The sequence below is a fragment of the Clostridium sp. genome (assembly GCF_050717535.1).
Classification (GTDB): Bacteria; Bacillota; Clostridia; order Clostridiales; family Clostridiaceae; genus Clostridium_AD.
Genome location: NZ_JBOITM010000066.1, coordinates 40716 through 65514, shown reverse-complemented (window position 1 = coordinate 65514; position 24799 = coordinate 40716). Strand labels below are relative to the sequence as shown.

The window sequence follows — 24799 nt, the reverse complement described above, 5'->3', positions numbered from 1 at the left end:
ATCTTATATTTTTCTTTATATACATTGTGTATATATATTGTGTATTTTTCTTTATATAATAGGATATTATTTTAATTCTTTTATGTGTATAAGTCCTTGGTCAAAAATTTGTTTAACATGCTGGTCATCCAAGGAATAGTAAACAACCTTACCTTCCCGCCTATATTTCACAAGTCTAGCATTTTTAAGTACACGCAATTGATGTGATATAGCTGATTGAGTCATATTAAGAAGCGCTGCTATATCACAAACGCACATTTCAGATTCAAACAACACACAAAGAATTCTAATTCGTGTACTATCCCCAAAAACTTTAAAAAGTTCTGCCAGGTCATAAAGTGTTTCCTCTTGAGGTATTATTTTTCTTACCTTTTCTATTACATCCTCATGAATAGTAGAACAAGTACAAAACTCTATATTTTTATCCATTAGATCTCCTCCGTTCATATGAACATATGAATTATTGTTCATACGTTATAAGTTCATTATATGGTACTGATTAACAAATGTCAACAAAATCAAGTGGGGACGGTTAACATCCTTTTTCCCTAATCAACCGGGGACGGTTAACACCTATTTGCCCTAATCAACTGGGGACAGTTAACATCTATTTGGCCTAATCTCTTAAAATATGAATAGCATCTCGTCTCATAGGCAAGAATTTAAAAGAAAATTTATGAGTAGAGGTGATTTTTTATGGCAAGAATGAACAGAATAAAACCAATAGATGGAATATTTCACATCATATGCAAAAGTATTAAAGAGGTACCCTTATTTAAGGAGGCCGAGGATAAAGAAAAGTTTTTACTTCTTATAAAAAAATATAAGTTAAGTTATGATTTTAAGATTTACGGGTACTGCCTTATGGATAACCATGCACATTTAATGATTGCTGCTAATGGCGCAGATATATCCAAAGTGATGCATGTAATAAATTTTTGCTATGCAACGTACTTCAATAAAAAGTATGAAAGGGAAGGCCACCTTTTTAAAGATAGATTTGTGAGTAAAGTAGTTGATAATCCTATATATTTGAAGACTTTATCGCTATATATGCACAATAATCCAACAGCTATAGTTGCATATAAAGATTGCCCTCAAAACTATTTTTTTTCTAGTCTTGGAATATATTTAGGCAACAGACGTGATCCTTTTAATTTAGTTGATTATGGATTTGTAATGAGTTTTTTCGGAAAGAACATTACAAGTGCAAGGAAAAATTATCGAAATCGTATTTTTAAATGTAATGATGAAAAATTTAAAGATGATATTGAATTTAAAGACGAAAAAACAGATTACCGAAGTGGAAGAAAAATACTTATAAGAAACTTTAAATCAAATGATATAATAGAATTTATAGCTTTAAAAATGAATATACCAAAGATACATTTTAATATTAAATACAGTAGAAAACTTGTGCATGCAAGAGCTTTAGCAGTTGTTTTAATGAGAAGCCTTTGCAATTTTAAATCAAGTGATATATCTGGTGTACTTGGAAACATTACACAGTCTAGGATATCAAAATTAAGTAGCATTGGTATAGATTTAATTGAAACTAATGAAAAGTATGAAAATATTATTGCTGAATTTATTAAATGTTATGCTTAGTTGGTTTTAATCTGTCTGTGGTCAATTACAATTTCAAATATTAAGATTAATAACAAATTCGAATATAGTCCTTAATTTTAGAGCGTTTTTACATTGATTTTATTTTATTAATATATTTCAATAAAAAAAATCATGGAATAAAAACAATTGTTTTTATTCCACTTTAATTGGACAAGCATAAATATGTATTACATTTAGTAATGTTTAAAATGCAAATAATTAAAATAAGTGATGAATAAATTCATTCATCACTTAATAGATACAGGTTTTCATAGAAAACATGTACCTATTTAAAGGAAAAAAAGTTGTTAACCGTCCCCAATCTTTCGTCTCTATAATTTACTTGCCATTTCAGCTAGAATCTCGGCACTCTTATTTAACTCTTTTACAGATTGTACTATTTGAGTTAATGATTGTTCTTGTTTCTCAGATGAAGCAATTGAGGTATCAATACTTTTTTCTACTATACCTATTGAATCCTTAATGCTTTTCAATATAGTATTAATTTCAGTTATAGATTGTGTGCTAGATCCTGATAGCTTTCTTATTTCAGTTGCCACAACCCCAAAACCTCTTCCAAGTTCACCTGCCCTAGATGCTTCTATTGCTGCATTTAGACCCAAAAGATTTGTTTGCTTTGCTATACCTTCAATAAAGCTAATTATTCCATCAGTATTATTGCATTGATTTGAAGTGTTTTTTACTTCCTCTACAACCTTAGTATTTATTTCTCTAATATTTTGAATGTCATCATTAATTTCATTTGCCATTTTTAGTATTGATGCTGTTGCATTTGACAAATCAACAGACATTTTAGTTACACGAATACTATTTTCTAAATTTTTACCATATGATATTGCTCCTACCACTTTACCTTGATCATCCTTTAGTGGAATTGCAACTACCCTAATACTCATATTATTATAATCATCAATTGTAAATACTTTTATTTTACCACTTTCCATAACTTCTCTTAATGCTTCACCCTTTGGAATTACTTTTCCGATTTCAGAATATGCAGGCATGTTCTTACTTTCAACAAACTTAACAAAGTGTTGTTTATCTGTTAATGTAAAAGAAATTTCTTCCTCGAATAATGCAGGTAATTGATCTAGTATTTCCTCGAAACTTTTTATTATTCTGTGTCTATCATTTGTATTTTCAGTTTCCTTTAACGATATTTTATTAATCACTTTATTTCCCCCCCAATGATTAGTTTAATTTTCCTTTGCACAGTATAAGCTACTGAAACAAAAGTGAAAACTTCAATTAATCAATAATTCATTTCATATGTAAACCTTTGTTAATTTTAGTATAATGATATCATACTGTAAAAGAATATAGCAAATTTTCTTAATACTGCTAATCAATTCTTTCATAACATTTATTTGTATCTGTAAAAAAAGACGGCCTACAGTTTATAGGCCATCTACAATACATTTATAAAATTAAAACCATTTACTTACATCGTTTAAAATATTAAAATTAGTTAAATCATAATGAAGTGGTGTTACAGTTACATACCCTTCTTTAAAATATAACGTGTCGGAATCCTCCTCATGAATATCTTTTAATTCACCCTTTATTTCATACTGAGTTTCATCATTTTCTCCAACAGTTTCTATATAACAGTTGTTATATAATCTACTTCCAATTTTACATACTTTTATTCCTTTTATTTCATTTTTCTTTAGAAGCGGAACATTTACATTTAACACCATATCATTTTTTATGTTATTTTCCATAGCCATAAGAAGTATTTCTCCAGCATACTTTGAGGCCATTTCATAATTTTCAACTTCTTTATTAACCTGCATAGAAATCGCCATAGATGGTACTTTATAAATAGCTGCTTCAATAGCTGCAGAAACCGTACCAGAGTATAGAACATCCGTACCTAAATTTAAGCCTTTATTTATTCCCGATACTACCATATCTATTTTACCCTCAATAAGCTTATTAATTGCGATTTTTACACAATCCGCCGGTGTTCCATCTACACTAAAAGCTTTTGATTTTAATCCTTTTAGCTCAATTTTTCTTACAATTAATGGCCTAGAAAGTGTTATTGAATGCCCACAGGCACTTCTTTCACTATCTGGTGCTATGATAATTACTTCATGCTTTTTTTCTAGTTCTTTTGCTAGTGCATATATTCCTCTTGCATTTATACCATCGTCATTGGTAAGCAATATTCTCATTTTCATTCCTCCATTTAATTCAAGATATTAAATATCAACTTTTATAATTTAAAACAAGATAATACATTTTTATATTATTCACTAAAATGATTTCACTTATTTTTAAGAAGGCAATAATTAATATTTCTATCTTATATAATATATTCCTTCTTATATTATATGTTTAATAACAATAGATATCTATGGGCAAATAGTAATTCTTATTTATATTTTGTACTATTACCTAAACTCAAGTTAAATTACTTACATTAACTACATTATTTCTTTATATCTTTATTTAATGATTATAGCCATTAGTTGTTAACTGTCCCCACCTATTTAACTTCTTATTTAACTTCTAAAGCACAAAAAAATACCTATATCTCAAACACTTTTTTCAGTGTCTAGTCTATAGGTACCAATTTAAACTACTAATTTTTATATATTCCTTTTATCTCTTTTTACTAGGTACTGTATGAATAGATTCACCTTTTAAGCCTAGCACTGCTTCTTCAAAAGCCTCAGATAGTGTTGGATGAGCATGTATCATGCTAGTAATATTATCTGCCTTCATATTATTATTAATAGCCATAGCACCTTCATGAATTAAATCTGATGCATGGGGACCCATTATGTGAACTCCAAGGATTGTATTATCAAGGGAAGCTATAACCTTTACTAGTCCCTCGCCTTCACCTAATGCCAATGCCTTACCATTAGCTCCAAATAGAAACTTACTCGTTTTATATTCTATTCCTTTTTCTTTAGCTTCGTTTTCTGTTATACCCACGCAAGCGATTTCTGGAAATACAAAAATGCAACTTGGTATTATTTCATTGGAGAAAGGAGCAATAAGGCCCATAATTCTTTCAGCTACTTTTTTGCCTTGATGTGATGCAGCATGTGCCAGCATACTTATTCCATTCACATCGCCAATAGCATATATACCTGGAATGTTAGTTTCATAATTTTCATCTACCACAATAGCTTTTCTATTAACATTCATCCCCAAATCCTCTATATTAAGGCCTTCTGTCATAGGCATTCTACCAACAGATATAAGTACATTATCTGCCGTAAACACAACTTCTCCTTTTTTTCCCTCAGCAGTTACAATTAGCTCTTCATTAGATTTTTCAATACTAATTACCTTTGTACTGATATTAATATCTATACTTTTTCTTTTAAGTGAAACACTAAGTCTCTTAGTTAAATCAGTATCCACTTGTGCCAGAATACTTGGTAAAAATTCTATAACAGTTACCTTAGAGCCTAACGCATTAAATATACCTGCAAACTCCATACCTATAACACCACCACCTATAATGGCTAAATTATTAGGCACTTCTACAAATTCAAGTATACTTTCACTTGTAAATACTCCTGGTAAATTTATGCCAGGTATATTAGGGATTGACGGAGTTGAACCAGTAGCTATGATTATATTTTCCGATGTTATTTCCCTTAAATCACCATTTTGAAGTAAAATAGAAACAGTATTTTTATCTTTTAAAGAAGCTGTTCCTAAAATTATATCAATATTATTTGCCTTTAATAATTGCTCTACACCACTTACCAACTGATTAACTATTTTTTCTTTTCTATTTTGAATTTCTTCCACATTAATACTATAACTATCAATTTTTATTCCAAATTCATTAATATTCTTTAAAGTATTTAAGATTTCAGCATTTCTATATAACACCTTTGTAGGAATGCATCCTCTATTTAAACACGTCCCTCCAAACTCAGCTTTTTCTATAATAGAAACCTTTGCACCAAGTTGAGCTGCTCTAATAGCCGCAACATAACCACCCGGCCCTCCACCAATTATAACTATATCCTTCTCCATAACTAAGTTCTTCTCCATCGCCACTCTCCTTATATGTTAAATTTTTATAATTTATATACACTACTTCTCAGCGCCATGAAACGTACCAAACTTAAATTCAATGTGCGGTGAATTAGATAACTTCGGGATAGTTTACCTACCCCGAAGTTATGTTAAAGTGGTTTAGAATATCTTAAAACTGGATTTCTAGCTGCACGAACCTCATCAAGTCTTCTGACAATAGTATTATATGGGGCATTCCTAAGTAGCTCTGGATTTTCTTTTGCTTCCTTTGAAATATTTATCATAGCTTCAATAAAAGCATCCATAGTTTCAAGACTTTCAGTTTCTGTTGGTTCTATCATAATTGCATTATCTATAATTGTAGGAAAATATATAGTAGGTGGATGATATCCATAATCTAAAAGTCTCTTAGCAACATCCAATGTAGTTACTTCACTTACACCCTCCTCAAGCCCTCCTAAAACAAATTCATGCTTGCAAACTTTTGTAATAGGCAAATAATAATAGTCCTTTAATCTACTTTTCATATAATTTGCATTGAGTACTGCCATTTCACTTGCTTTCTTTAGCCCCTTTGCACCCATTGAAAGAATATAAGTATAAGCCCTAACAAGTACTCCGAAATTTCCATAAAAGCTCTTTATTTTTCCAATAGATAATGGTTTATCATAATTCAAAATAAATTGATCTTTATTTTTTTCTATTATTGGAACAGGTAAATATGGTATAAGCTCTTTTTTTACTCCTACTGGCCCACTTCCTGGTCCACCACCACCATGTGGGGTAGAAAATGTTTTGTGAAGGTTCATGTGGACAACGTCAAAGCCCATATCTCCTGGCCTTGCTATACCCATAATAGCATTTAAATTTGCACCATCGTAGTACACAAGTCCACCAGCTTCATGTACTAAATCAGATATTTCTTTAATATTCTCATCAAAGAGCCCTAATGTGTTTGGATTTGTTAGCATTAGTCCCGCTATTTCATCATTCAATACAGATTTTAAGCTATCTAAGTCTATGCTGCCTTTTTCATTAGATTTAATTTCTACAATATCAAATCCTGCTACACTTGCACTAGCTGGGTTAGTACCATGAGCTGAATCTGGGACTATAATTTTTTTTCTCTTAAAATCTCCCTTATTTTCATGAAAAGCTTTTATAATCATAAGGCCAGTAAGTTCTCCATGGGCACCTGCTGCAGGTTGAAGTGAAACCTGATCCATGCCACTTATTTCAGCTAATTTTTCACCAAGTTCATACATTAACTGTAAGTTTCCTTGTACAGTTTTCTCATTTTGATAAGGATGAGTTCCAGTAAATGCCGGAATACTCGCCATATCTTCGTTTATTTTAGGATTGTACTTCATGGTACAAGACCCTAGTGGATAAAATCCTGTATCTACTCCATAATTTTTATTGGATAATAGAGTAAAATGCCTTATAATATCTACTTCACTTACTTCTGGAAGAGATAATTGATTTTTACTTAAGAGATTTTCAGGTATCATTTCACTAATATCCATACTCTCTACATCACAAATAGGCAATTTATAGCCACGTCTTCCTTCTTTTGAAATTTCAAATATTAATTTATTATATTCACTCATTTTATCCCCTCCATTACAGTTATTAGTCCATCAATTTCTGATTTTGTTCTCTTTTCTGTTACGCATATTAATAGTGTATTTTTATGCTCAGGATAATTTATCCCTATGTCATATCCGCCAAGTATATTATTTTCTAATAATTTATCGTTAATAACACTCGCACTTTGTGGTCCCTTAATTAAAAATTCCTTAAAGAAAGGTTTATCAAATACTGGCTTATAATTATCCAATTTACTAATTTCATTAAAAGCATAATGTGATTTTTGCATACTTTGATTTGCTACCTCTTTTAATCCCTGTTTTCCCATAGTTGTAAGATAAATTGCAGCAATTAATGCATTTAGTCCTTGGTTTGAACATATATTCGAAGTCGCTTTCTCCCGTCTTATATGCTGTTCTCTGGCCTGAAGTGTTAATACAAATGCTCTTTTCCCATCTACGTCAACGGTCTGTCCTACAATCCTTCCTGGCATTTTACGCATAAGTTTTTTAGTTGTTGCCATAAATCCCAAATAGGGTCCTCCAAAATTCATTGCATTTCCAAGCGATTGACCTTCTCCTACCACAATATCTGCCCCAATTTCCCCCGGAGTTTTTAATATGGCAAGCGATATAGGATCTACACTCATTATTAATAATGCTTTATTATCATGAGTAATCTTTTCTACCGAACTCATATCTTCAATTATTCCAAAGAAATTAGGGTTTTGAACTATAACTCCTGCAGTTTTACTATCTACAAGCTGTTTTAATTTAATAACATCAGTAACTCCATCTTGCGCATCTACCTCAATTATTTCTATTCCCCTAAATTTTGTGTAAGTCGAAAGAACTTTTCTTATTTCTGGATGCACAGTTTTAGATACAATTATAGATTTTCTTTTTGTACTTTCACAAGCCATAAAAGCTGCTTCTGCGCAAGCTGATGCCCCATCATACATAGATGCATTGGAAACTTCTAATCCCGTTAAATCACACATTAGTGTTTGATATTCAAAAATAGCCTGAAGGGTACCTTGGCTTATCTCTGGTTGGTAAGGTGTATAGGATGTATAAAATTCAGATCTTGAAACAATATGCTTTATTATGGAAGGTATATAATGATCATAAGCTCCAGCTCCTAAAAAGCAAACTAACTCCTCTGTACTTTTATTTTTACTGCAAATAGATTTTAAGTGTTTTTGTACTTCTAGTTCTGACATTGATGGATTTATATTTAGATCCCTGTTTAATTTGAGACATTCAGGTATGTCAGAGAACAAATCCTGTATAGACTCGGCGCCGACACTTTTCAGCATAAACTTTTCATCTTCTAATGTATTAGGTATATATGGAAACATCTTATTCCTCCTTACTGCAATATTCGCTATATTGCTCTTCGTTCATAAGTTCAGCTACCTCTTCTTTATTTGTAATTTCTACTGAAATCATCCAACTTTTATAAGCATCCTCATTTACTAATTCTGGATTATCTATTAAGCTCTCGTTTATCTCTAAGACCTTTCCACTTATAGGAATATACATGTCAGAAGCCGCTTTAACAGATTCAATTACCCCAAAAGCATCCCCACATGTAATTTCTGCATCTATTTCAGGTAGTTCAACAAAAACAATATCGCCTAAAGAATGTTGTGCATAATCAGTAATTCCAATGTATGCCTTATCCCCTTCAACTTTTACCCATTCATGGTCCTTACTATAAAATAAATCTTTTAATGTTTTCATCTAAATTCCTCCTAATTTTTATTTATTGTAATTTTTCTTATAAAATTTTTTACTTATTACTTCTGCTTTTAATGGTTTATTTCTGATCACAATTTCAATTTCTGTACCTAATTCACAGTATTTAGAATCTATTAGTGCAAGCCCTATATTTTTCTTTAATGTAGGGGATAGATATCCAGTTGTTACCACCCCAATTTTTTCTCCATGAGCTTTAACTTCATATCCATGTCTTGGAATACCTCTTTCCACCATTTCAAAACCTACTGATTTTCTTTTAAGGCCTTGCTGCTTTTGCTTTAAAAGAGCTTCTTTTCCTATAAAATTAGGTTTCTGAAGCTTTACAAAAAATCCAAGTCCCGCTTCCAGTGGTGTAATATCCTGTGATAATTCATTACCATATAAAGGTAGTGCTGCTTCAAATCTTAAAGTATCTCTACAGCCAAGGCCTGTAGGCTTAAGTCCATCTTCCTTACCTATGTTAAGCAGTTTATGCCATAACTTTTCTATTTGTTCATTAGACGTATATATTTCAAATCCATCCTCGCCTGTATACCCAGTCCTAGAAATAAGACATTTCACACCATCTACCAAAACATCTCTTTTAAAATAGAAAAACTTAATTTCATTTAAATCTAGATTCGTTATCTTTTGAAGTATATTTTGTGACTTTGGTCCTTGAATAGCAATTTCAGAAACTGCATCAGAACTATTAATAATTTCTACATTATATGCTCCCTTATTATCGCTCATCCACTTAACGTCTTTTTCTATATTACCCGCATTTATCACAAGGTAATAATGCTGCGCAGAATATTTATAAACTAAAAGGTCATCAACTACTCCTCCATTTGTATAGCACATAAAAGTATATAGTATTTGGTTATCTTTAAGTACTTCTATATCATTTGTAACTAAATTCTGTACAAATTCAAAGGCCTCAGGGCCTTTTATGTCAACTTCCCCCATATGCGAAACATCGAAAAGTCCAGCATCACATCTAACAGCTTCATGCTCACTAATTATCCCCTCAAACTGTATTGGCATTTCCCATCCACCAAATTCAACTAGTTTACCACCATACTGTTTGTAAATATTGTGTAACTGTGTTTTCTTTAAATTTTCCAATATACTTTCCCTCCCATTCTTGTAATCTTAATTTAAAAAATAAAAAAAGAGATATAATAGCATGATAATAAAATCATGTCACTATATCCCTGTATGTTTACCTGAGAGTTTCTACTTTATAAGTATTGCTCCTACGGTGACCACAATTGGTCTTTCCAGAGTTTCATCAAATATCGATATGTTTGCCTGAAAGTTTCTATAGAAAACTGACTATTTTCTATATTTCTTCTCCGGCTATCCCCGAATGGATATCTCTCGATATTATCATCTAAATAATATATAATTATACGTAGTAATATTCTAATTTTATTGTACTACATTGTTTAAACGTTTTCAATAATTGATATATAATAAACAAAGTTCTTTATACTACTCTAAAAATTTTATGTTTCATAATTTTAACTTTTCAGATATACTTCAGTTAATATATTTCATTTTATATTTTCAAATCAAATATAATAAGGAGGCCTCTCATGATTATTTTAAATAATACAAATGTAAATCCCTATTTTAATATGGCTGTAGAAGAATATATACTAAAGGAATTTAAAGAGGATTGCTTTATGCTTTGGCGTAATGAGCCCGCTATAATAGTCGGTAAAAATCAAAATACTCTATCAGAAATTAACCTGGAATACATACAAGCAAATAATATCCCGGTAGTAAGAAGATTATCTGGTGGAGGCACAGTTTTTCACGATTTAGGCAATTTAAACTTTACTTTCATTAAAAATAACAGTGACGAAAATTTTAATAATTTTAGAAAATTCACCTTGCCAATTCTAAATATTTTAAAATCACTTAACGTAAATGCAGAATTTAGTGGAAGAAATGACCTAACTATTGAAGGCAAGAAATTTTCAGGCAATGCTCAATATAATTATAAAAACAGAGTTCTTCATCACGGCACCCTACTATTCTCATCAGATATTTCAAATTTATCAAAAGCATTACAGGCTAAACCACTAAAATTTCAAGATAAGAGCATTAAATCTGTAATAAGCAGGGTAACCAATATAAGTTCCCACTTAAAGGAGCCTTTATCTATCATTGATTTTGAAGCCTTAATTATGAACTTCATTATTACAAAAGATAGTTCAGCCTCCTTATATGAATTTAACGACTATGATTTACGTAATATAAATAAACTTCGCGAAGAAAAATATTCCACTTGGGAATGGAATTTTGGTCATTCTCCAAAATATAATTTTGTTAATGAAAAAAAATTTCCATTTGGTACAGTTGAATGCAATCTAGAAGTCCAACACGGAATAATAAAGGACATTTCTATATATGGTGATTTCTTTAGTAAACTTGATATCTCAGATATAGAAACTAAACTTATAGGTGTAAATCATGTAGAGTCTGATGTTAAAAGAGCTCTGTCTGGGTTTAATATCTCTTATTATTTTTCAAATGCAAGTTTAGAAGATATTTTAAGTTGTATATTTTAGCATACACATTTTACATTTTTAAACTTTAAACCCAATAAATAAAATAATTTTTTATTAAAGTATAATATGTATAATTAATCTTATTGACTAAATTAAAATTTACAATTAAAATAATATAGGAATAATAAATTTTATATTAAATGGATGATAATTATTGGAGATATCCATATTGGATAACCGTAGAAGAAAGAGATAAATCTATGCTTATGATTTATTTTGAAACTTTCAGGTTTCATACAATAATTTGACATACCCCTGGAGAGACTACTTAAATGTGGCATCAACGGAGCAACTTAGATTATTGTCTAAGGAAACTTTCAGATAAAAGGACAGGGAGTAAAAAGGCAGTGTTTTTGTTGCCTTTTTGCTCCCTGTTTTTATATATTTCCATGATTTTTTTGTAGAAAACTTATATTCTCACTAATTAAATACTCTTCTAAAGTCTTTAACTAACACAAATTTTTTATTACTCCAATGCACACAAAAGAAAGGATGATTTATTCTGGAAACATCAAAAGATTTAAATTCTATCAATAATTCACCAAAAACACTAAGAAAAGAAATCGGTTTACGAGAAGCCATTACCTTAGTTATAGGTATGGTTATAGGATCCGGAATTTTCTTTAAACCTTCTATTGTCTTTAGAAATGCAGGGTCTCCAACCCTAGGAATACTTGCTTGGGTAGCAGGTGGCGTTATAACTATGGCTTCTGGTCTTACTATAGCTGAAATAGCAGCAGCTATTCCAAAAACTGGAGGTATATTTATATATCTTAAAGAACTTTATGGAGAAAAATCGGCCTTTTTATTCGGTTGGGTACAAACAGTTATTTATGTACCTGGTGCAGCTGCAGCCCTAGCAATAGTGCTGGCAACTCAAGCTACTAATTTTGTACCTATGAGTGCAATGACACAAAAACTATTCGCAATATTAATGCTATTTGTTATTACCATTGCAAATGTATTATCAACAAAACTAAGTGCTAAAATTCAGTTTGTTGCAACTATTGCAAAACTAATTCCGATTTTTGGTATTATTGCTTTGGGACTTATAAAAGGAACTGCTCACAGTTTTTCTCTACCAGTAGGAACTACAGCAGCAGGCGCTGGGTTTGGAGCAGCTATGCTTGGAACACTTTGGGCTTATGATGGCTGGGTAGGTGTAGGTAATATAGCAGGCGAACTTAAAAATCCTAAAAAAGATATACCAAAGTCAATAATTTTCGGAATAATTGTTATTATAACAGTGTATGTTTTATTTAATTTAGCAATTATAAATGTAGTTCCTATAACAAATGTTATAAGTTCAAATAAAGTAGCCTCTGATGTTGCAACAGTTTTATTTGGAAAATCTGGTTCATTAATTATTACGGCTATTATATTAATTTCAATTTTCGGGACATTAAATGGTTACCTAATGACAGGAGTTAGGATACCTTTTGCAATGGCACAAGATAAACTTTTACCTTTTGATAAATTTTTAGGAAAAGTACATCCAAAATATCAAACTCCATTAAATGCTTTTGTTTTCGAGATAGGACTTGCCTGCTTATATGTATTTAGTGGTTCTTTTGATACTTTAACTGATCTAGTTATTTTTGTTTTATGGATTTTTTTCACAATGGCAGTAGCTGGAATCTTTATATTAAGAACAAAACATAAAGATTTAGAAAGACCTTATAAAGTGCCCTTTTACCCAGTAGTTCCACTTGTTGGAGTTATCGGAGGTATATATATCCTAGTGAGTACGCTTATGACTGATACTTCAAACGCACTTATAGGTCTTGCAATAACTTTAATAGGACTTCCTGTGTATTGGTATATTAAGAAAAATAAATAAAAGATGGAAAAGTATATATTATTACAATTGCAATTCTCTGCGCTAAGTAACGCTTGCTCAAATGCAATTTACATAATATATACTTTTCTTAGCGATCTAATTGAGATAATTTATATTTATAAAATACATATAAAACCCGACTTATCTAGAAATTTCTAGATAAGTCGGGTTTTATTGTATTATTGATACTGTGTAATTTTCCAATAAGACAAAAATTACTTCGTGCAAGCTTAAATATATAAGAAAAATGTATTATATTATGAATTCTTTTTAATATATATTTTTAAAGCGGTAATAAATAAAATAGTTGTGTATATACCTAATCCTAAAACCCCTATTAAAAAAATGAAATAGACCGAACTGAATATCCCCATCATCCCCATATTTAGCCTCCTAATTTTATTCCAATAAATTATATGTGTTTGCTTAATTATATTTTATTTATTTACCAAATACAACATTATCAATGTTTTTGGTGTTAATCTTGAATATTCATTTTCTTTTCTAATTTTTCACGGCAAGTAAAATATATATCCATTAAACATCCTGTTAAAATATTCCATGATAAAAACACCAAAACAGTTTGCATTATAATTTCTCTAGTTGATTCCTCCCCATTAAAGGTCATATCTAAAACTAGCCTAATAGAAAAGAGAACACTAATAATTGGCAATATTAAACCAAGCCACTTATTGTATCGTTTTGACAAAAACACTTGAAGTATAATAATACATATCAAAAATATTATACCAATTAAGATAGTAAGTATAATTTTAATTTAAATCACTCCCCTTTTTTACCTCCATCATCTAAAATCATTAACCCATCTGTTATTCATCATATTTATATTCGTATAATATACAATATATGTAACATCAACGTTAAATATAATTCAATTGAGAAGATGCAAAAAACACAGGTGATATTTTATCAATTAGGTATTGATAAATTTTCACCTGTATTTTCAGGGGTTTTATACTTGTAAACCATTATAATTTCTAAATCAAATTTTCTGTTTCAAATTCCTGTTACACGGAACACAAGAGAACTTACACACTCTATTACATGTCTTTTTCCAGCATCCCCAAAAGTTCATCAAATCTCCTTATAGTATCCTCCAAAGGTTTTGGAGTGGACATATCTACCCCTGCTTTTTTGAGTATATTTATTGGGTAGTCACTGCCACCACTTTTTAAGAATCCTTTGTATCTTTCTACAGCGCTTTCGCCCTCTTCTACTATCATTTTACTAAAAGAATTAGCAGCTGCAAAACCTGTAGCATATTGATACACGTAAAAATCATTATAAAAATGAGGAATTCTAGACCATTCCATATCTATCCCCTCATCTACCACCATATCTTCTCCAAAATATTTTACATTTAGATCATGATAAATTTTACATAAATCCTCTGGAGATAATGGATTGCCACCTTCAATACTCTCATGGGTTATTTTTTCAAACTCAGCAAACATGCATTGTCTAAATACTGTAGTTCTTATCCCTTCTAATTGCTGATTTATTAAGAATAATCTCTTCTTCTTATCTTTCTCATTTTTAATCAAATAATCTATTAATAAACATTCATTAGTTATTGATGCTACCTCTGCACAGAATAATTCATATTCAGAGTATATATATGGTTGATTCTTCCTTGAATAATAAGAATGAATAGAGTGACCCATTTCATGAGCAAGTGTAGATACATCATTCAATTGATAATTATAATTCAAAAGTACATATGGCATACTATCATATGAGCCCCAAGAATAAGCTCCCGTACGTTTACCTTTATTTTCAAATACGTCAACCCAACCTTCACTAATTCCTTTCTTGAATATATCTAAATATTCTTCTCCTAGTGGTTTAATACCCTGGAGTGCTAGTTTAACAGCATCTGCATACTCAATATGGTCCACTTCTACATCAACTATTGGTACATATAAATCATACATATGAATTTCATCAAGTCCTAGCAGTTTCTTTTTAAGGCTTACATATTTGTGGAGAGAAGATAAATTGTTATTTATAGTATCTACCGCATTATCATAGACCTCTATTGGTATATTATTGGGCTTTAAAGAACTTTCCAAGGCTGAAGTATAATTTCTTGTTTTTGCATTAAATACAAAATTCTTAATTGAAGATGTTAAAGAGGTTGTTAAAGTATTTTTAAATCCACCATAGACTTTAAATAATGCATCAAAGGCATCTTTTCTCACTCTTCTATCTTTAGATTTTATAAAAGTACTATAATTTCCTTCTGTTAATTCAACCTCATTGCCTGTTTCATCTTTTATACTTGGAAATACCATGTCTGCATTTGTAAGCATTCCAAATATATTTCCCGGGGCATTTAAACAATCACTAACAGAAGCCAAAAGTTTTTCTCCATCTACACTTAAGATATGAGGCTTTTGATCTAAAATATCACTTAAATAGAACTCATATAATTCAAGTGCTGGAATTTTTTTAATTTCCTCATCTACAGCTCCCTCTGGTAATGATAATAATTCAGGAATAAAAAATGCCGTAATACTAGAGACTTCTGCCCCATAAGCATCTATTTTATTTTTAAGAACCTGGAACTCAGCCTTAGCCGTATCCTCGTCCGCTCTTAAATGAGCATATACAAGTAATTTGTCTAAAAGTCTATCAATCTCTACGTTGCTTTCTAAAAATGCTAATAAATCCTCAGCCCGCCCTAATTTTCCTGAAAATATTTGCATTTTTGGGGCTTTAGATTTTAATATTTGAAAATCCTCTTCCCAGGCCGCAGAATTAATATACATCTTATCAACTTTCCACTTAAACGTGCTATTGATTTCATCTCTTGTCTTAAGTCTTTTAACCTCACTCACTAAATTTTCCTTCTTTCATTTTATAAATTTTAATCCTACTAATTTACATTAGTATATAAATATTATAACCATATTATCATATTATTCAAAAAATTTCTACAAGTTAAAAGGCCTCACATTTTGTGAGGCCTTTAGTACAAGTTTAAATGTATGGTGTACTATACTAGCTTGGTATTTGTTTGCCTTTACCTAAACAAATTATACTATAACTACATTTTTGCAACCATTTTGCTCAGCTATACAACTGAGTTTCTTCATAATTTCGTCATTAGGTGTGTAACTGTTTATCTTATCATGCCTCACACCAATTTGCCTGTATTTTATAAGTTTGTATCTTATATCCGGATTTAAGGACACAATTAGTTTACTAATTTCATCTACATTATTATAGTTATCCAAAACTTCTGGTACAATAACCGTTCTAATTTCATAAATTTTATTTAACTTAGCTAAATATCGTACATTTTCTAGAACAATGGTATTCTCCATGCCTGTAAGTCCTTCATGCTCTTTATTACTATAAGATTTTATATCTACCATGGCCATATCCATAACATCTACTAGCTCCTTATGTTCCCATAGTGGAACTGAACCATTAGTGTCCATAAAACATGTTAAACCCATCTTTTTAACTTCTCTAAAAAGTTGTGTTAAAAATTCACTTTGTAGAGTACACTCACCACCTGAAACTGTAATTCCAGAGATAAAGGACTTATTTTTTTCTACTTCTCCTACAACTTCACACACAGTCATGCACTCTGTTTTAGGCGAACTATTTCTTTTGCAAGTCTTTATACATTCATCACATCTAATACAGGCTGTTTTATCCCAAACTACACGTAAATCCTTAAACTGCAACGCACCGTAATGGCAAGCACTCACACATGCTCCGCAATTATTACAAACATTTATAGTCTCTGGATTATGACAATAAGAGCAGTTGAAATTACACCCCTCTAAAAATATAGCTGTCCTATTCCCTGGTCCATCCACACAGCTAAAGGGAATTATTTTGTTAACTAGTCCCTTAATCATTTTTTCTTATCTTTCGCTCTAACACCTTTTGATTCAGAACTGCCCCAAGTCCTAGTGCTACAGTATCTTGCAATACTTGCTGCCCCTTTTGTAATTTTTCCATTTCTGATCTTTTAACAAGATAACCAGTAATCCTTATTACATCAGAGTCTGAGGAATAAGCCGAAAAATATCTCATTTGATGTGCAAAAGCACCCTTGATAATATCCAGTAAATATTTTGGATTACTTTTAACTGTACTATCAAAACTAAATACGTCACCTATGCCTGAAGGGAAGAACTTATGGAATTTAGCTGATTCAATTATATGCTGCATAAGCTCAGGTTCATCACCAATTGGAATCCTGCAACCTGGACTTATTCTCATATCAGAATCAATACCCACTTGTGCATGCAATAAATATTTACCTTTAGATATACTGCAATGAGGATCATTGTACTTATTAACCTCAGTTTCTAGCTTTTCAATAATTCTATATCCAAGATCATTCGCTATTTTGCCATGTCCAAATCTGTTTTCTAATTTAGAAGAATCGATAAAATAATTTACACATTCAGCAAGTCCAAACATACCAAACATGCCTGTAAAGTTTTCTTTATCTATCAATCCTTCCTTTACTAAGAAATTGGTTTCAAAGAAACCGCTCTCCTCAACTAGAAATCTAATTCTTTCTTGCATATACCCAACCATTTTCTCAACTGCATCCGGCAATATTAGATTTATAAATTCTTCTTGATTTTCTGCTTTTTTAGCAAGGCCAGCTAAATTCAACCTAGATAAGGTGTAACTTCCTCCACCTATAGTTAATCCATTATAGCAACTTGCTATAGCATAGTTTCCATCAAACTCCTTAGAAAACATTTCATGGTTAGCAAAACTTGGCTTAGCAGTTATTAGTGCAGTATTAATTGCATCAATAGCAAAATCATCTGGAGTATCAGTACTATATTTCAAAGTTAGGTTAGGAATTGCATTTTGCAGTTCTCTTTCCGCTCTTAATATTAATCTTCCCGCCTTACTATCTTTTGGCCCTATATTAGCATGGCAAAAGGAATCTGTTATAGTTCTATCTATATGTGTTAGAAATAATTTTATAGCATGAAGTGCTTCGACCTCATTAACCACAAAAGGTTCCAAAAGATCATCAATATTCCCTACATATACTGGAAATGATGTAATTGATGGTACATGTCTATATAATATTAACAGATTATTTGTAGCCTCCCAAATATCCTTTGGAGGAGTCAGTCCTAAAAATTCACTACCGTTTTTCATGAACTTTTCATAATTAGGTACTATATACCTAGGTCTATAAGGTGCATGACCTTCAAAAAGATCACATATTATTCCTTCATCCCTAAGTTTTTGAGTATCCTTTTTAATATTTAGAACATCTATACTATCTTCTGCAGCTCGTGCAAGAGTTAGTACCTTTTGCTCATAGGTTAGAGTCCCATTTTTAATAATTTCTAAAATGTTGTCCATTAATAACACCATCCATTTAAATTATTTTAACCACATTATTTTTAAATGGGTTGTTTAACATATAAATTATGCTGTTAATTATATTTTATATTTAATCCTATTCTTTTGCAAATGTTTTCTGCATCAATTAATAATTATTGTTTTATAGGTATGATTATGGTTAATTCGATAATATCTCGTATCCTCATTTATGAGTATAATGAATTATACTCTGCTTTAGGCTTTACCATACCTAAAGACACAATAATTGATTATAAAATATAAAGAAAATTACGTAGAGATAGAAATGCTATTAATGAAATTAAACAAGTTTGGTTTTATTCTCCAGATAAAGCAGAAGAATGGCTTGCTCTCATGAAATTCATTTAAATTTTACCATACTTTTACCATTTTACCGTTCATAAGTAATGGTACAGCGCACATATTATTGTAATTTATGTTATTATTAGTATTTATGCAACCCATGTTTTAGTAAATATATATATTTTATTACGGTACTATAGAATTATTTGCAGGGTGACTTTATGGCAATACTATCGTTACAATCATTACTTATATCAATTATTTCAAATAAAAGGTCCAATCAGGAGGAATATATAATGAGAAGGATTTATAGAAACATTAATAATTATTTTCAAGGGTTATCTACTTTGAAATTCATTCTTATCATGGTATTAGTTTCATCTTTAGTTATAATACCATTTATACCAATATTTTATCTGTATGAGAAATACGTAGGTCAAATGGGGGGAGCAGATAACATAAAGGAGACATCCCTGCTTTCAACTATTATAGTTGCCTCCATAGTAGGTCCTATAGCAGAAACATTTATTTTTCAATATGGAATTATTGAAATTTTAAGTTCTATAAATATTTTTAAACAGAAAAATATTATTATTGCTATAATTTCAGCATTAATATTTGGATTTTCACACAGTTATAGTTATTTATATGTTTTTTATGGCTTTATAGTAGGGTTAATACTGGCATATTCTTATTTAACTTATAAAAAAAAGAGCTTCTCCACTTTTTGGGTTGTCTTTTGGATTCATTGCATAAGAAACACAATTTCAACTATTTTATTTTCTATATAACAAAACCAAAAGAATAAATGCTTAAGTAGACAAGCTGATTTTATATTTAATATCCTTGTTTTATATTGCAGTAAGATTTTAGGGGGATTTTTATGAGTAAGAATGTTTTTAGACCGTTTTAGAACCTTGATATTATAAAAACTGAAAATTGGTTATGCGATATGTCTGCAAGAGGCTATTACCTGAAAGAAATTAATACTATGACTAAAGTATTCATCTTCGAAAAAGGTGAAATAAAAGAAATAACCTATAGAATTTATCGCCATAAAACTGGTATTAATGTTTCTTCACAATCATTATTAAATAGCGGCTGGTATAGTGTTTACTCAAAGGGTAAATGGAGTATTCTCGCAAATGAAAATGATGAATCTCAAATAAAAATATATCCTTCACGAGAAAGTCTATTAAATAGAAGTCGCAATATTAAATACTCTATTGGATGCCTATTGACGTTGTGGTTAATCATGTCAATTATGCCACTGCTTATTCTTATCGGACTACTTTTTTATTCTACCAATGGTTCTTTGAATGTTACTTATATGCCAGGGGAAGCTTAATAGTTTTTTCCATGGTCATAATTGAATTTGGCTACTTTGTTATAAAATCTTTAGGATACTACCTAAGAACTAGAAACAAATTTAATTAATATCTAATTTCAATAGCACCATTATTTTTGAAGCTTATGGACTTATCTTAAATAGAAATAGAAGACACAGATGTAAATGTAGCAGCGGTAAATGGTCTAGGTAATGCAAGAAAATTAATTGAATCCATACGAAATGGTGAATCTAACTACCATATAATCGAAATCATGGCATGCCCAGGTGGTTGCATTGATGGCGGTGGTCAGCCATATATTTATGGCAATGTTGATATCCTTCAAAATTTGAAGTTGCGTGAATAAAAATACATATTTGAGCGAAGCGAGTTGTATTTTTTATCAACTTCAAATAAAATAAATTTTAGAATTACACGGCGAAGTGAAAGCATTTTAGCAATATATCATTTTCGTTATAGCAGACTATAAGAAAAAAGTGATTAACTTAGATTTGACTCTTTATTTATGTGCTCATTAAGCCACTTAATTACATCCTCAATTACTTCTTCCTTATTAATCTCATTAAGCATCTCATGCCTTCCATCTTTGTAAAGCTTATAAGTTAAATCCACCATTCCATGTTCATTATATGTCTTAACAAGTTTTAAAATGCCCTTACCATTCTTTCCTACAGGATCTTTTTCTCCTGAGAAAATATAAACAGGTAAATTTTTAGGTATATTTTTAATTTCCTTGCTGTCAGCTATACTTTTTAGTCCACCTAAAAAGTCATAGAAAAATCCCGCTGTAAAGACTGTCCCACAAAATGGATCAGCTATATATTTATCTACTTGCTTATTATCACTACTTAGCCAATCAAATGCTGTCCTATTAGGCTTAAAAGAATTGTTATAACTCCCAAAAGATAATTTATCTAATTTATTACTTTTACCAGCTCTTCCAATTTTCTTAATCTCACCCTTTGCTATTATCCTTGCTATATCTACAGTAATTCCCTGCTTACCACAAGACCCTGAAATAATTGCACCATTTAATTCATTTCCATATAAACAAATATATCTTTGTGTTAAGAACGATCCCATACTATGACCAAACAAAAATATAGGTAATTTTTGATTTTCTTCTTTAATCCTTGCATTCAATTGATGCATATTTTGGACCATTGAATTAAAACCATCCTCACCCAAATCCCCTAATTTGGAGACTTCTCCTGCAGTTTTCCCATGTCCTCTATGGTCATTAGCATAAACAATAAACCCATTTTTTGTTAAAGCTTTTGCAAAGCATTCATACCTCGCTGCTGTTTCTGCCATTCCATGGGCTATCTGAACTATCCCCTTAACATGTACATTCTCATCTGGTAGCCATTTATATACAAATATTTTCAAATTACCTTTGTCCACAATCTTAAAATTTTCTACTTTCATAACCCCAGCCCCCTATTTATACTTTTTATATAAAAATACTATAATTAGACACAAAAACTATAAAATTCTAGTAGGATTAGTTAGATATTTTAATACGGATGAAAATTTAAATACAAAAAACCACACTTAATAAGTCTATCGTTAAACAGATTTATTAGTGTGGCTCTCATTTCTCTTAGCCATATTTCATATTTACTCTCATTAAAATTATATCACTAAAATATACATTTGCAAAGCAATATTATTCAAATAAATATTAAATATTTCGCCTGTACTTCTTCGTGTTTACAGCTATTTTTTTTCAATTTAGACATTTTCTCTTTTAGTATTGTGTATTTCTTACGTTATTAAGTGCGTTATATACACCTACAGCTAATTGTTCCATTGTGGCATTGTCCTTTGGCTTAGATTCGTTGTTTTCTATTTTTATAAAACCAAATGCTGCTGCAATAGCTACATATCCCGAATTACCCTTACTTATTTTACTTGCATCACTATAATTAATTTTAAACAATTCACTGTGGTCAGCCAGTTTACTATAATTAGTATATTTAACTAATGTTTTAGCCAGTTCTTCTCTAGTAACTAATTTATCCCCTATAAATTTACCTTTTGAGTTCTCCATAATTCCATAGGATACAGCCATTTGAAGATATTTATAGTTTACATCAGATTTTACAATATTTGAGAATTTTAAATCTGCTGTTTTTTCTGCCATATATGGTGTATAGCCCCTTGCATTTACTAACATTTTAATTAAGTCAATTTGAGTGATTTTTTTGTCTAATTTAAAATCAGCAGTCTCTATTAATCCTTTAGATGCTAAAATGCTTAGCTCCTTTTCTGCCTTACTACCTTTAATTTTTTCTTTGAACAATTCTATATTTGGGTCAATATTTTCACCATTGTAATTTAAGAACTTTCCAGTAAGTGCGTCAATATTTGTATAGTCATACATTCCATTATTATCACTTAGTTTATAAGCAAGCTTTATTTCTAATTCTGGTTTTTCGGGATTAACACTTTTATTTATTTGTGTATAAACAAGTATCGGTTTATATTTACTATATAGTAAATCATTTGCATTCTTTGCACTTATAGCATTTTTTATTTCCGGAAATTTAATGGTATTATCCCAATTACAATTTAAACTATTCATATCGCCAGTTACAGCACTAAAGCCAATATTTACACCATTTTCATTGAATTCTATGCCATTCTCAATTCTTGTAAAGTTGAAATAATAACTTCTTTCCCCCATCTTGTCATAATCACTATAGAGATAATGAATTTGCTCTGTTTTTATTTGTTTTATTTTATCAGGATAATACTTTGCGACTGCATCAAGCGCCTTAGTATATGCATCATTCCAAGATAATTTAGCTGTAAATTTTTCACTACTATTATAATCTTCATTTGAATATTTATAAGAGTTCACTATTTCTCCAGTTAAAGCATCTATTGATACATTCCCACCTTCGTTGGAATTTACTACATTTCCTTTATTAAACGACGCACTCCAAGTTTTATTACTTGAACTTCCAACATTTTCAGAAAATTCTTGATATGCTAGCCCTTGAATTACATAACCCTCACCATAAATTTTATTTATGAAACTTTTTATTATAGTTCCTGCTTCCTCTTCTTCTATTGCCTTTTCTCTATTAGTTATAACTTTTGCTTTACCATAAAAATCTGATTTTTCTTTTTCATTTAAATCTTTTTTTACTGAACCGTTAACATTATTAAAGGGATCAATGAACTTTCCATCTTTAGCATCTAACACATTTCCTTTATTAAATTCTGGAACATACAATAATTTTACATCTCTTTTATTTTCATAATACCTATAATTTTGTGTGAAAGCCATGTATTTTAAAGACATTTTGGCTTCAGCTTTAAAAGCTTCAACTGCAGTTTTAGAATCTATTACACCTTTAATCTCTGGAAATTTCAAATCTGCATTCCAATTATTATAGTAAGAAACCACCTTGCCAGATACACCATCAACTTCTATATTAATGCTATTACCATCAAATTCTATACCATTAACTTTATTTATATAACTGAAATTATAATTAGGCGATCCATAATATCCTAAATTATTATTATCTTTTTTATTATATTCCCTATTTTTTTTAGCTCCAATTTTTTCGACAAATTCATCACTAATCTTTCCTGCTTCCTTTGCAGTCACAGTTGGAACTGTATTTTCTTCATTTGTCTTACGTTCATAATTACTTGCCGCAATAACTTCACCAGTTTCCGCATTTAATGTAACACTAATATTAATACTTTTTGATGCATTATACATATCCCAGTTAATATTCCAAGAGCTACCGTTAATTCCATTATAATTTGATGTATTAAAATTACTTGTTGCATTGAATTTACTCTCATCTATTTCTGTTCTAAAATATGTTTTCATTATTCCCTTTGCTATTTCTTTTGCTTTATCTTTTGATATTTTAACATTTTTTTCATCTTGGCTATTATTTGCGTTGCTTGTTGTCATTGCAGTTTTAGCCGTGTTTGTTTTTATAATTGGCATAATTTGTGGTTTAGCATTAGTAGTAACATTTGTAAAAGTTGAAGCAGTAGCAGTAAATGCTACTGCCGCTGCTAATATTATTGAAAATATTTTTTTTCTATTCATAATAATTCCTACCTTTCAATATATAATATTTTTTATTTTAAATATCTATCTTTTGTTGAAAAGTATAATTTGTGTAATTTAAAATTTTATTATCATTTATATATATTATAAACCATTACAAATTATATATAGTTACAATATAATTACATTTTTTACTTTTTAAGTAAACTTTTTTTTAGTGAATTCCATAACTTTATAAATCTTTGAAGGTATTGTATAATGGATAATGTTATAGAGAAATAAATAATATATAAATGATATGAAAAATCTGCTACATAAGTTAA

19 protein-coding genes, 1 pseudogene and 3 riboswitches are annotated in these 24799 nt (G+C 30.2%); of the genes and pseudogenes, 6 read left to right on the top strand and 14 right to left on the bottom strand.

Features of this window, described 5'->3' with window-relative positions; genetic code table 11:
* Positions 1 to 66: 66 nt before the first annotated feature.
* Entirely contained in the window at positions 67 to 429 is a 363-nt protein-coding gene (locus ACREVU_RS09410; protein WP_431551333.1) for an ArsR/SmtB family transcription factor, read from the bottom strand.
* Between the two features lie 267 nt (positions 430 to 696).
* Between ACREVU_RS09410 and ACREVU_RS09405 the strand changes: the two genes are divergently transcribed.
* Positions 697 to 1608, top strand: coding sequence for a transposase (locus ACREVU_RS09405; protein ID WP_431551332.1), 912 nt, complete (start codon positions 697 to 699; stop codon positions 1606 to 1608).
* A 332-nt stretch (positions 1609 to 1940) separates the two neighbouring features.
* Here the strand turns inward: ACREVU_RS09405 and ACREVU_RS09400 are convergent, their stop codons facing one another.
* The 7 genes from ACREVU_RS09400 to gcvT all read right to left on the bottom strand — a co-directional run bounded on the left by ACREVU_RS09400 (position 1941) and on the right by gcvT (position 10103).
* On the bottom strand, positions 1941 to 2801 hold the full coding sequence (locus tag ACREVU_RS09400) for a methyl-accepting chemotaxis protein (RefSeq protein WP_431551331.1): 861 nt from the start codon (positions 2799 to 2801) through the stop codon (positions 1941 to 1943).
* Positions 2802 to 3056: 255 nt separating this feature from the next.
* Positions 3057 to 3809 (bottom strand): 5'/3'-nucleotidase SurE, encoded by a 753-nt coding sequence (surE, locus tag ACREVU_RS09395; RefSeq protein WP_431551330.1) that lies wholly within the window; start codon positions 3807 to 3809, stop codon positions 3057 to 3059.
* Between the two features lie 430 nt (positions 3810 to 4239).
* Positions 4240 to 5658, bottom strand: a complete 1419-nt coding sequence (gene lpdA, locus ACREVU_RS09390; protein WP_431551329.1) for a dihydrolipoyl dehydrogenase — start codon at positions 5656 to 5658, stop codon at positions 4240 to 4242.
* 134 nt (positions 5659 to 5792) lie between these two features.
* Entirely contained in the window at positions 5793 to 7253 is a 1461-nt protein-coding gene (gene gcvPB, locus ACREVU_RS09385; protein ID WP_431551328.1) for an aminomethyl-transferring glycine dehydrogenase subunit GcvPB, read from the bottom strand.
* Complete coding sequence (gene gcvPA / locus ACREVU_RS09380) at positions 7250 to 8593, bottom strand: aminomethyl-transferring glycine dehydrogenase subunit GcvPA (protein WP_431551327.1); 1344 nt, start codon at positions 8591 to 8593, stop codon at positions 7250 to 7252. The genes gcvPB and gcvPA overlap by 4 nt, the downstream gene beginning before the upstream one ends.
* A 1-nt stretch (position 8594) precedes the next feature.
* Positions 8595 to 8978 (bottom strand): glycine cleavage system protein GcvH, encoded by a 384-nt coding sequence (gene gcvH, locus ACREVU_RS09375; RefSeq protein ID WP_431551326.1) that lies wholly within the window; start codon positions 8976 to 8978, stop codon positions 8595 to 8597.
* Between the two features lie 18 nt (positions 8979 to 8996).
* The gene (gene gcvT, locus ACREVU_RS09370; protein ID WP_431551325.1) at positions 8997 to 10103 is read right to left on the bottom strand and encodes a glycine cleavage system aminomethyltransferase GcvT; all 1107 of its coding nucleotides are present in this window, start codon (positions 10101 to 10103) and stop codon (positions 8997 to 8999) included.
* 87 nt (positions 10104 to 10190) lie between these two features.
* Positions 10191 to 10264, bottom strand: a riboswitch (glycine riboswitch).
* A gap of 3 nt (positions 10265 to 10267) precedes the next feature.
* Positions 10268 to 10371, bottom strand: a riboswitch (glycine riboswitch).
* Positions 10372 to 10576: 205 nt separating this feature from the next.
* Here gcvT and lplA point away from each other — a divergent pair.
* Both lplA and ACREVU_RS09360 read left to right on the top strand, forming a co-directional pair.
* The gene (gene lplA / locus ACREVU_RS09365; protein WP_431551324.1) at positions 10577 to 11557 is read left to right on the top strand and encodes a lipoate--protein ligase; all 981 of its coding nucleotides are present in this window, start codon (positions 10577 to 10579) and stop codon (positions 11555 to 11557) included.
* Positions 11558 to 11802: 245 nt separating this feature from the next.
* Positions 11803 to 11900: riboswitch (glycine riboswitch) on the top strand.
* 159 nt (positions 11901 to 12059) lie between these two features.
* The gene (locus ACREVU_RS09360; RefSeq protein WP_431551414.1) at positions 12060 to 13397 is read left to right on the top strand and encodes an APC family permease; all 1338 of its coding nucleotides are present in this window, start codon (positions 12060 to 12062) and stop codon (positions 13395 to 13397) included.
* 478 nt (positions 13398 to 13875) lie between these two features.
* Here ACREVU_RS09360 and ACREVU_RS09355 read toward each other — a convergent pair whose 3' ends face one another.
* The 4 genes from ACREVU_RS09355 to ACREVU_RS09340 all read right to left on the bottom strand — a co-directional run bounded on the left by ACREVU_RS09355 (position 13876) and on the right by ACREVU_RS09340 (position 18779).
* The gene (locus ACREVU_RS09355; RefSeq protein ID WP_431551323.1) at positions 13876 to 14136 is read right to left on the bottom strand and encodes a hypothetical protein; all 261 of its coding nucleotides are present in this window, start codon (positions 14134 to 14136) and stop codon (positions 13876 to 13878) included.
* A 322-nt stretch (positions 14137 to 14458) separates the two neighbouring features.
* Entirely contained in the window at positions 14459 to 16258 is a 1800-nt protein-coding gene (pepF, locus tag ACREVU_RS09350; RefSeq protein ID WP_431551322.1) for an oligoendopeptidase F, read from the bottom strand.
* Positions 16259 to 16456: 198 nt separating this feature from the next.
* Positions 16457 to 17293, bottom strand: coding sequence for a YjjW family glycine radical enzyme activase (locus ACREVU_RS09345; protein ID WP_431551321.1), 837 nt, complete (start codon positions 17291 to 17293; stop codon positions 16457 to 16459).
* A complete protein-coding gene (locus ACREVU_RS09340; protein ID WP_431551320.1) occupies positions 17286 to 18779 on the bottom strand; it encodes a YjjI family glycine radical enzyme in 1494 nt (497 codons plus the stop codon). Before ACREVU_RS09340 ends, ACREVU_RS09345 begins: the two co-directional genes overlap by 8 nt.
* Positions 18780 to 19378: 599 nt before the next feature.
* On the opposite strand from ACREVU_RS09340, the gene ACREVU_RS09335 reads away from it, so the two are divergent.
* The 3 genes and pseudogenes from ACREVU_RS09335 to ACREVU_RS09325 all read left to right on the top strand — a co-directional run.
* Positions 19379 to 19873 carry a CPBP family glutamic-type intramembrane protease gene (locus ACREVU_RS09335; RefSeq protein ID WP_431551319.1) on the top strand — a complete coding sequence of 165 codons (495 nt, stop codon included), beginning with the start codon at positions 19379 to 19381 and terminating at the stop codon, positions 19871 to 19873.
* A gap of 131 nt (positions 19874 to 20004) precedes the next feature.
* Positions 20005 to 20430, top strand: coding sequence for a DUF2812 domain-containing protein (locus ACREVU_RS09330; protein ID WP_431551413.1), 426 nt, complete (start codon positions 20005 to 20007; stop codon positions 20428 to 20430).
* Between the two features lie 152 nt (positions 20431 to 20582).
* Positions 20583 to 20756 (top strand): annotated as a pseudogene (locus tag ACREVU_RS09325) ([Fe-Fe] hydrogenase large subunit C-terminal domain-containing protein); the annotation flags it as partial.
* Between the two features lie 155 nt (positions 20757 to 20911).
* Here ACREVU_RS09325 and ACREVU_RS09320 read toward each other — a convergent pair.
* Together ACREVU_RS09320 and ACREVU_RS09315 are read right to left on the bottom strand one after the other, a co-directional pair.
* Complete coding sequence (locus tag ACREVU_RS09320; protein ID WP_431551318.1) at positions 20912 to 21859, bottom strand: alpha/beta hydrolase; 948 nt, start codon at positions 21857 to 21859, stop codon at positions 20912 to 20914.
* A gap of 322 nt (positions 21860 to 22181) precedes the next feature.
* Positions 22182 to 24515, bottom strand: a complete 2334-nt coding sequence (locus ACREVU_RS09315; RefSeq protein WP_431551317.1) for a YcdB/YcdC domain-containing protein — start codon at positions 24513 to 24515, stop codon at positions 22182 to 22184.
* Positions 24516 to 24799: the final 284 nt, after the last annotated feature.

Excerpts from the sequence above, each read along its gene's own strand:
- lplA (WP_431551324.1), top strand. The coding sequence starts at position 10,577 with ATGATTATTTTAAATAATACAAATGTAAATCCCTATTTTAATATGGCT.
- ACREVU_RS09340 (WP_431551320.1), bottom strand. The coding sequence starts at position 18,779 with ATGGACAACATTTTAGAAATTATTAAAAATGGGACTCTAACCTATGAG.
- gcvH (WP_431551326.1), bottom strand. The coding sequence starts at position 8,978 with ATGAAAACATTAAAAGATTTATTTTATAGTAAGGACCATGAATGGGTA.
- ACREVU_RS09345 (WP_431551321.1), bottom strand. The coding sequence starts at position 17,293 with ATGATTAAGGGACTAGTTAACAAAATAATTCCCTTTAGCTGTGTGGAT.
- lpdA (WP_431551329.1), bottom strand. The coding sequence starts at position 5,658 with ATGGAGAAGAACTTAGTTATGGAGAAGGATATAGTTATAATTGGTGGA.
- ACREVU_RS09410 (WP_431551333.1), bottom strand. The coding sequence starts at position 429 with ATGGATAAAAATATAGAGTTTTGTACTTGTTCTACTATTCATGAGGAT.
- ACREVU_RS09405 (WP_431551332.1), top strand. The coding sequence starts at position 697 with ATGGCAAGAATGAACAGAATAAAACCAATAGATGGAATATTTCACATC.
- ACREVU_RS09315 (WP_431551317.1), bottom strand. The coding sequence starts at position 24,515 with ATGAATAGAAAAAAAATATTTTCAATAATATTAGCAGCGGCAGTAGCA.
- gcvPB (WP_431551328.1), bottom strand. The coding sequence starts at position 7,253 with ATGAGTGAATATAATAAATTAATATTTGAAATTTCAAAAGAAGGAAGA.
- surE (WP_431551330.1), bottom strand. The coding sequence starts at position 3,809 with ATGAGAATATTGCTTACCAATGACGATGGTATAAATGCAAGAGGAATA.
- ACREVU_RS09335 (WP_431551319.1), top strand. The coding sequence starts at position 19,379 with ATGAGAAGGATTTATAGAAACATTAATAATTATTTTCAAGGGTTATCT.
- gcvPA (WP_431551327.1), bottom strand. The coding sequence starts at position 8,593 with ATGTTTCCATATATACCTAATACATTAGAAGATGAAAAGTTTATGCTG.
- ACREVU_RS09320 (WP_431551318.1), bottom strand. The coding sequence starts at position 21,859 with ATGAAAGTAGAAAATTTTAAGATTGTGGACAAAGGTAATTTGAAAATA.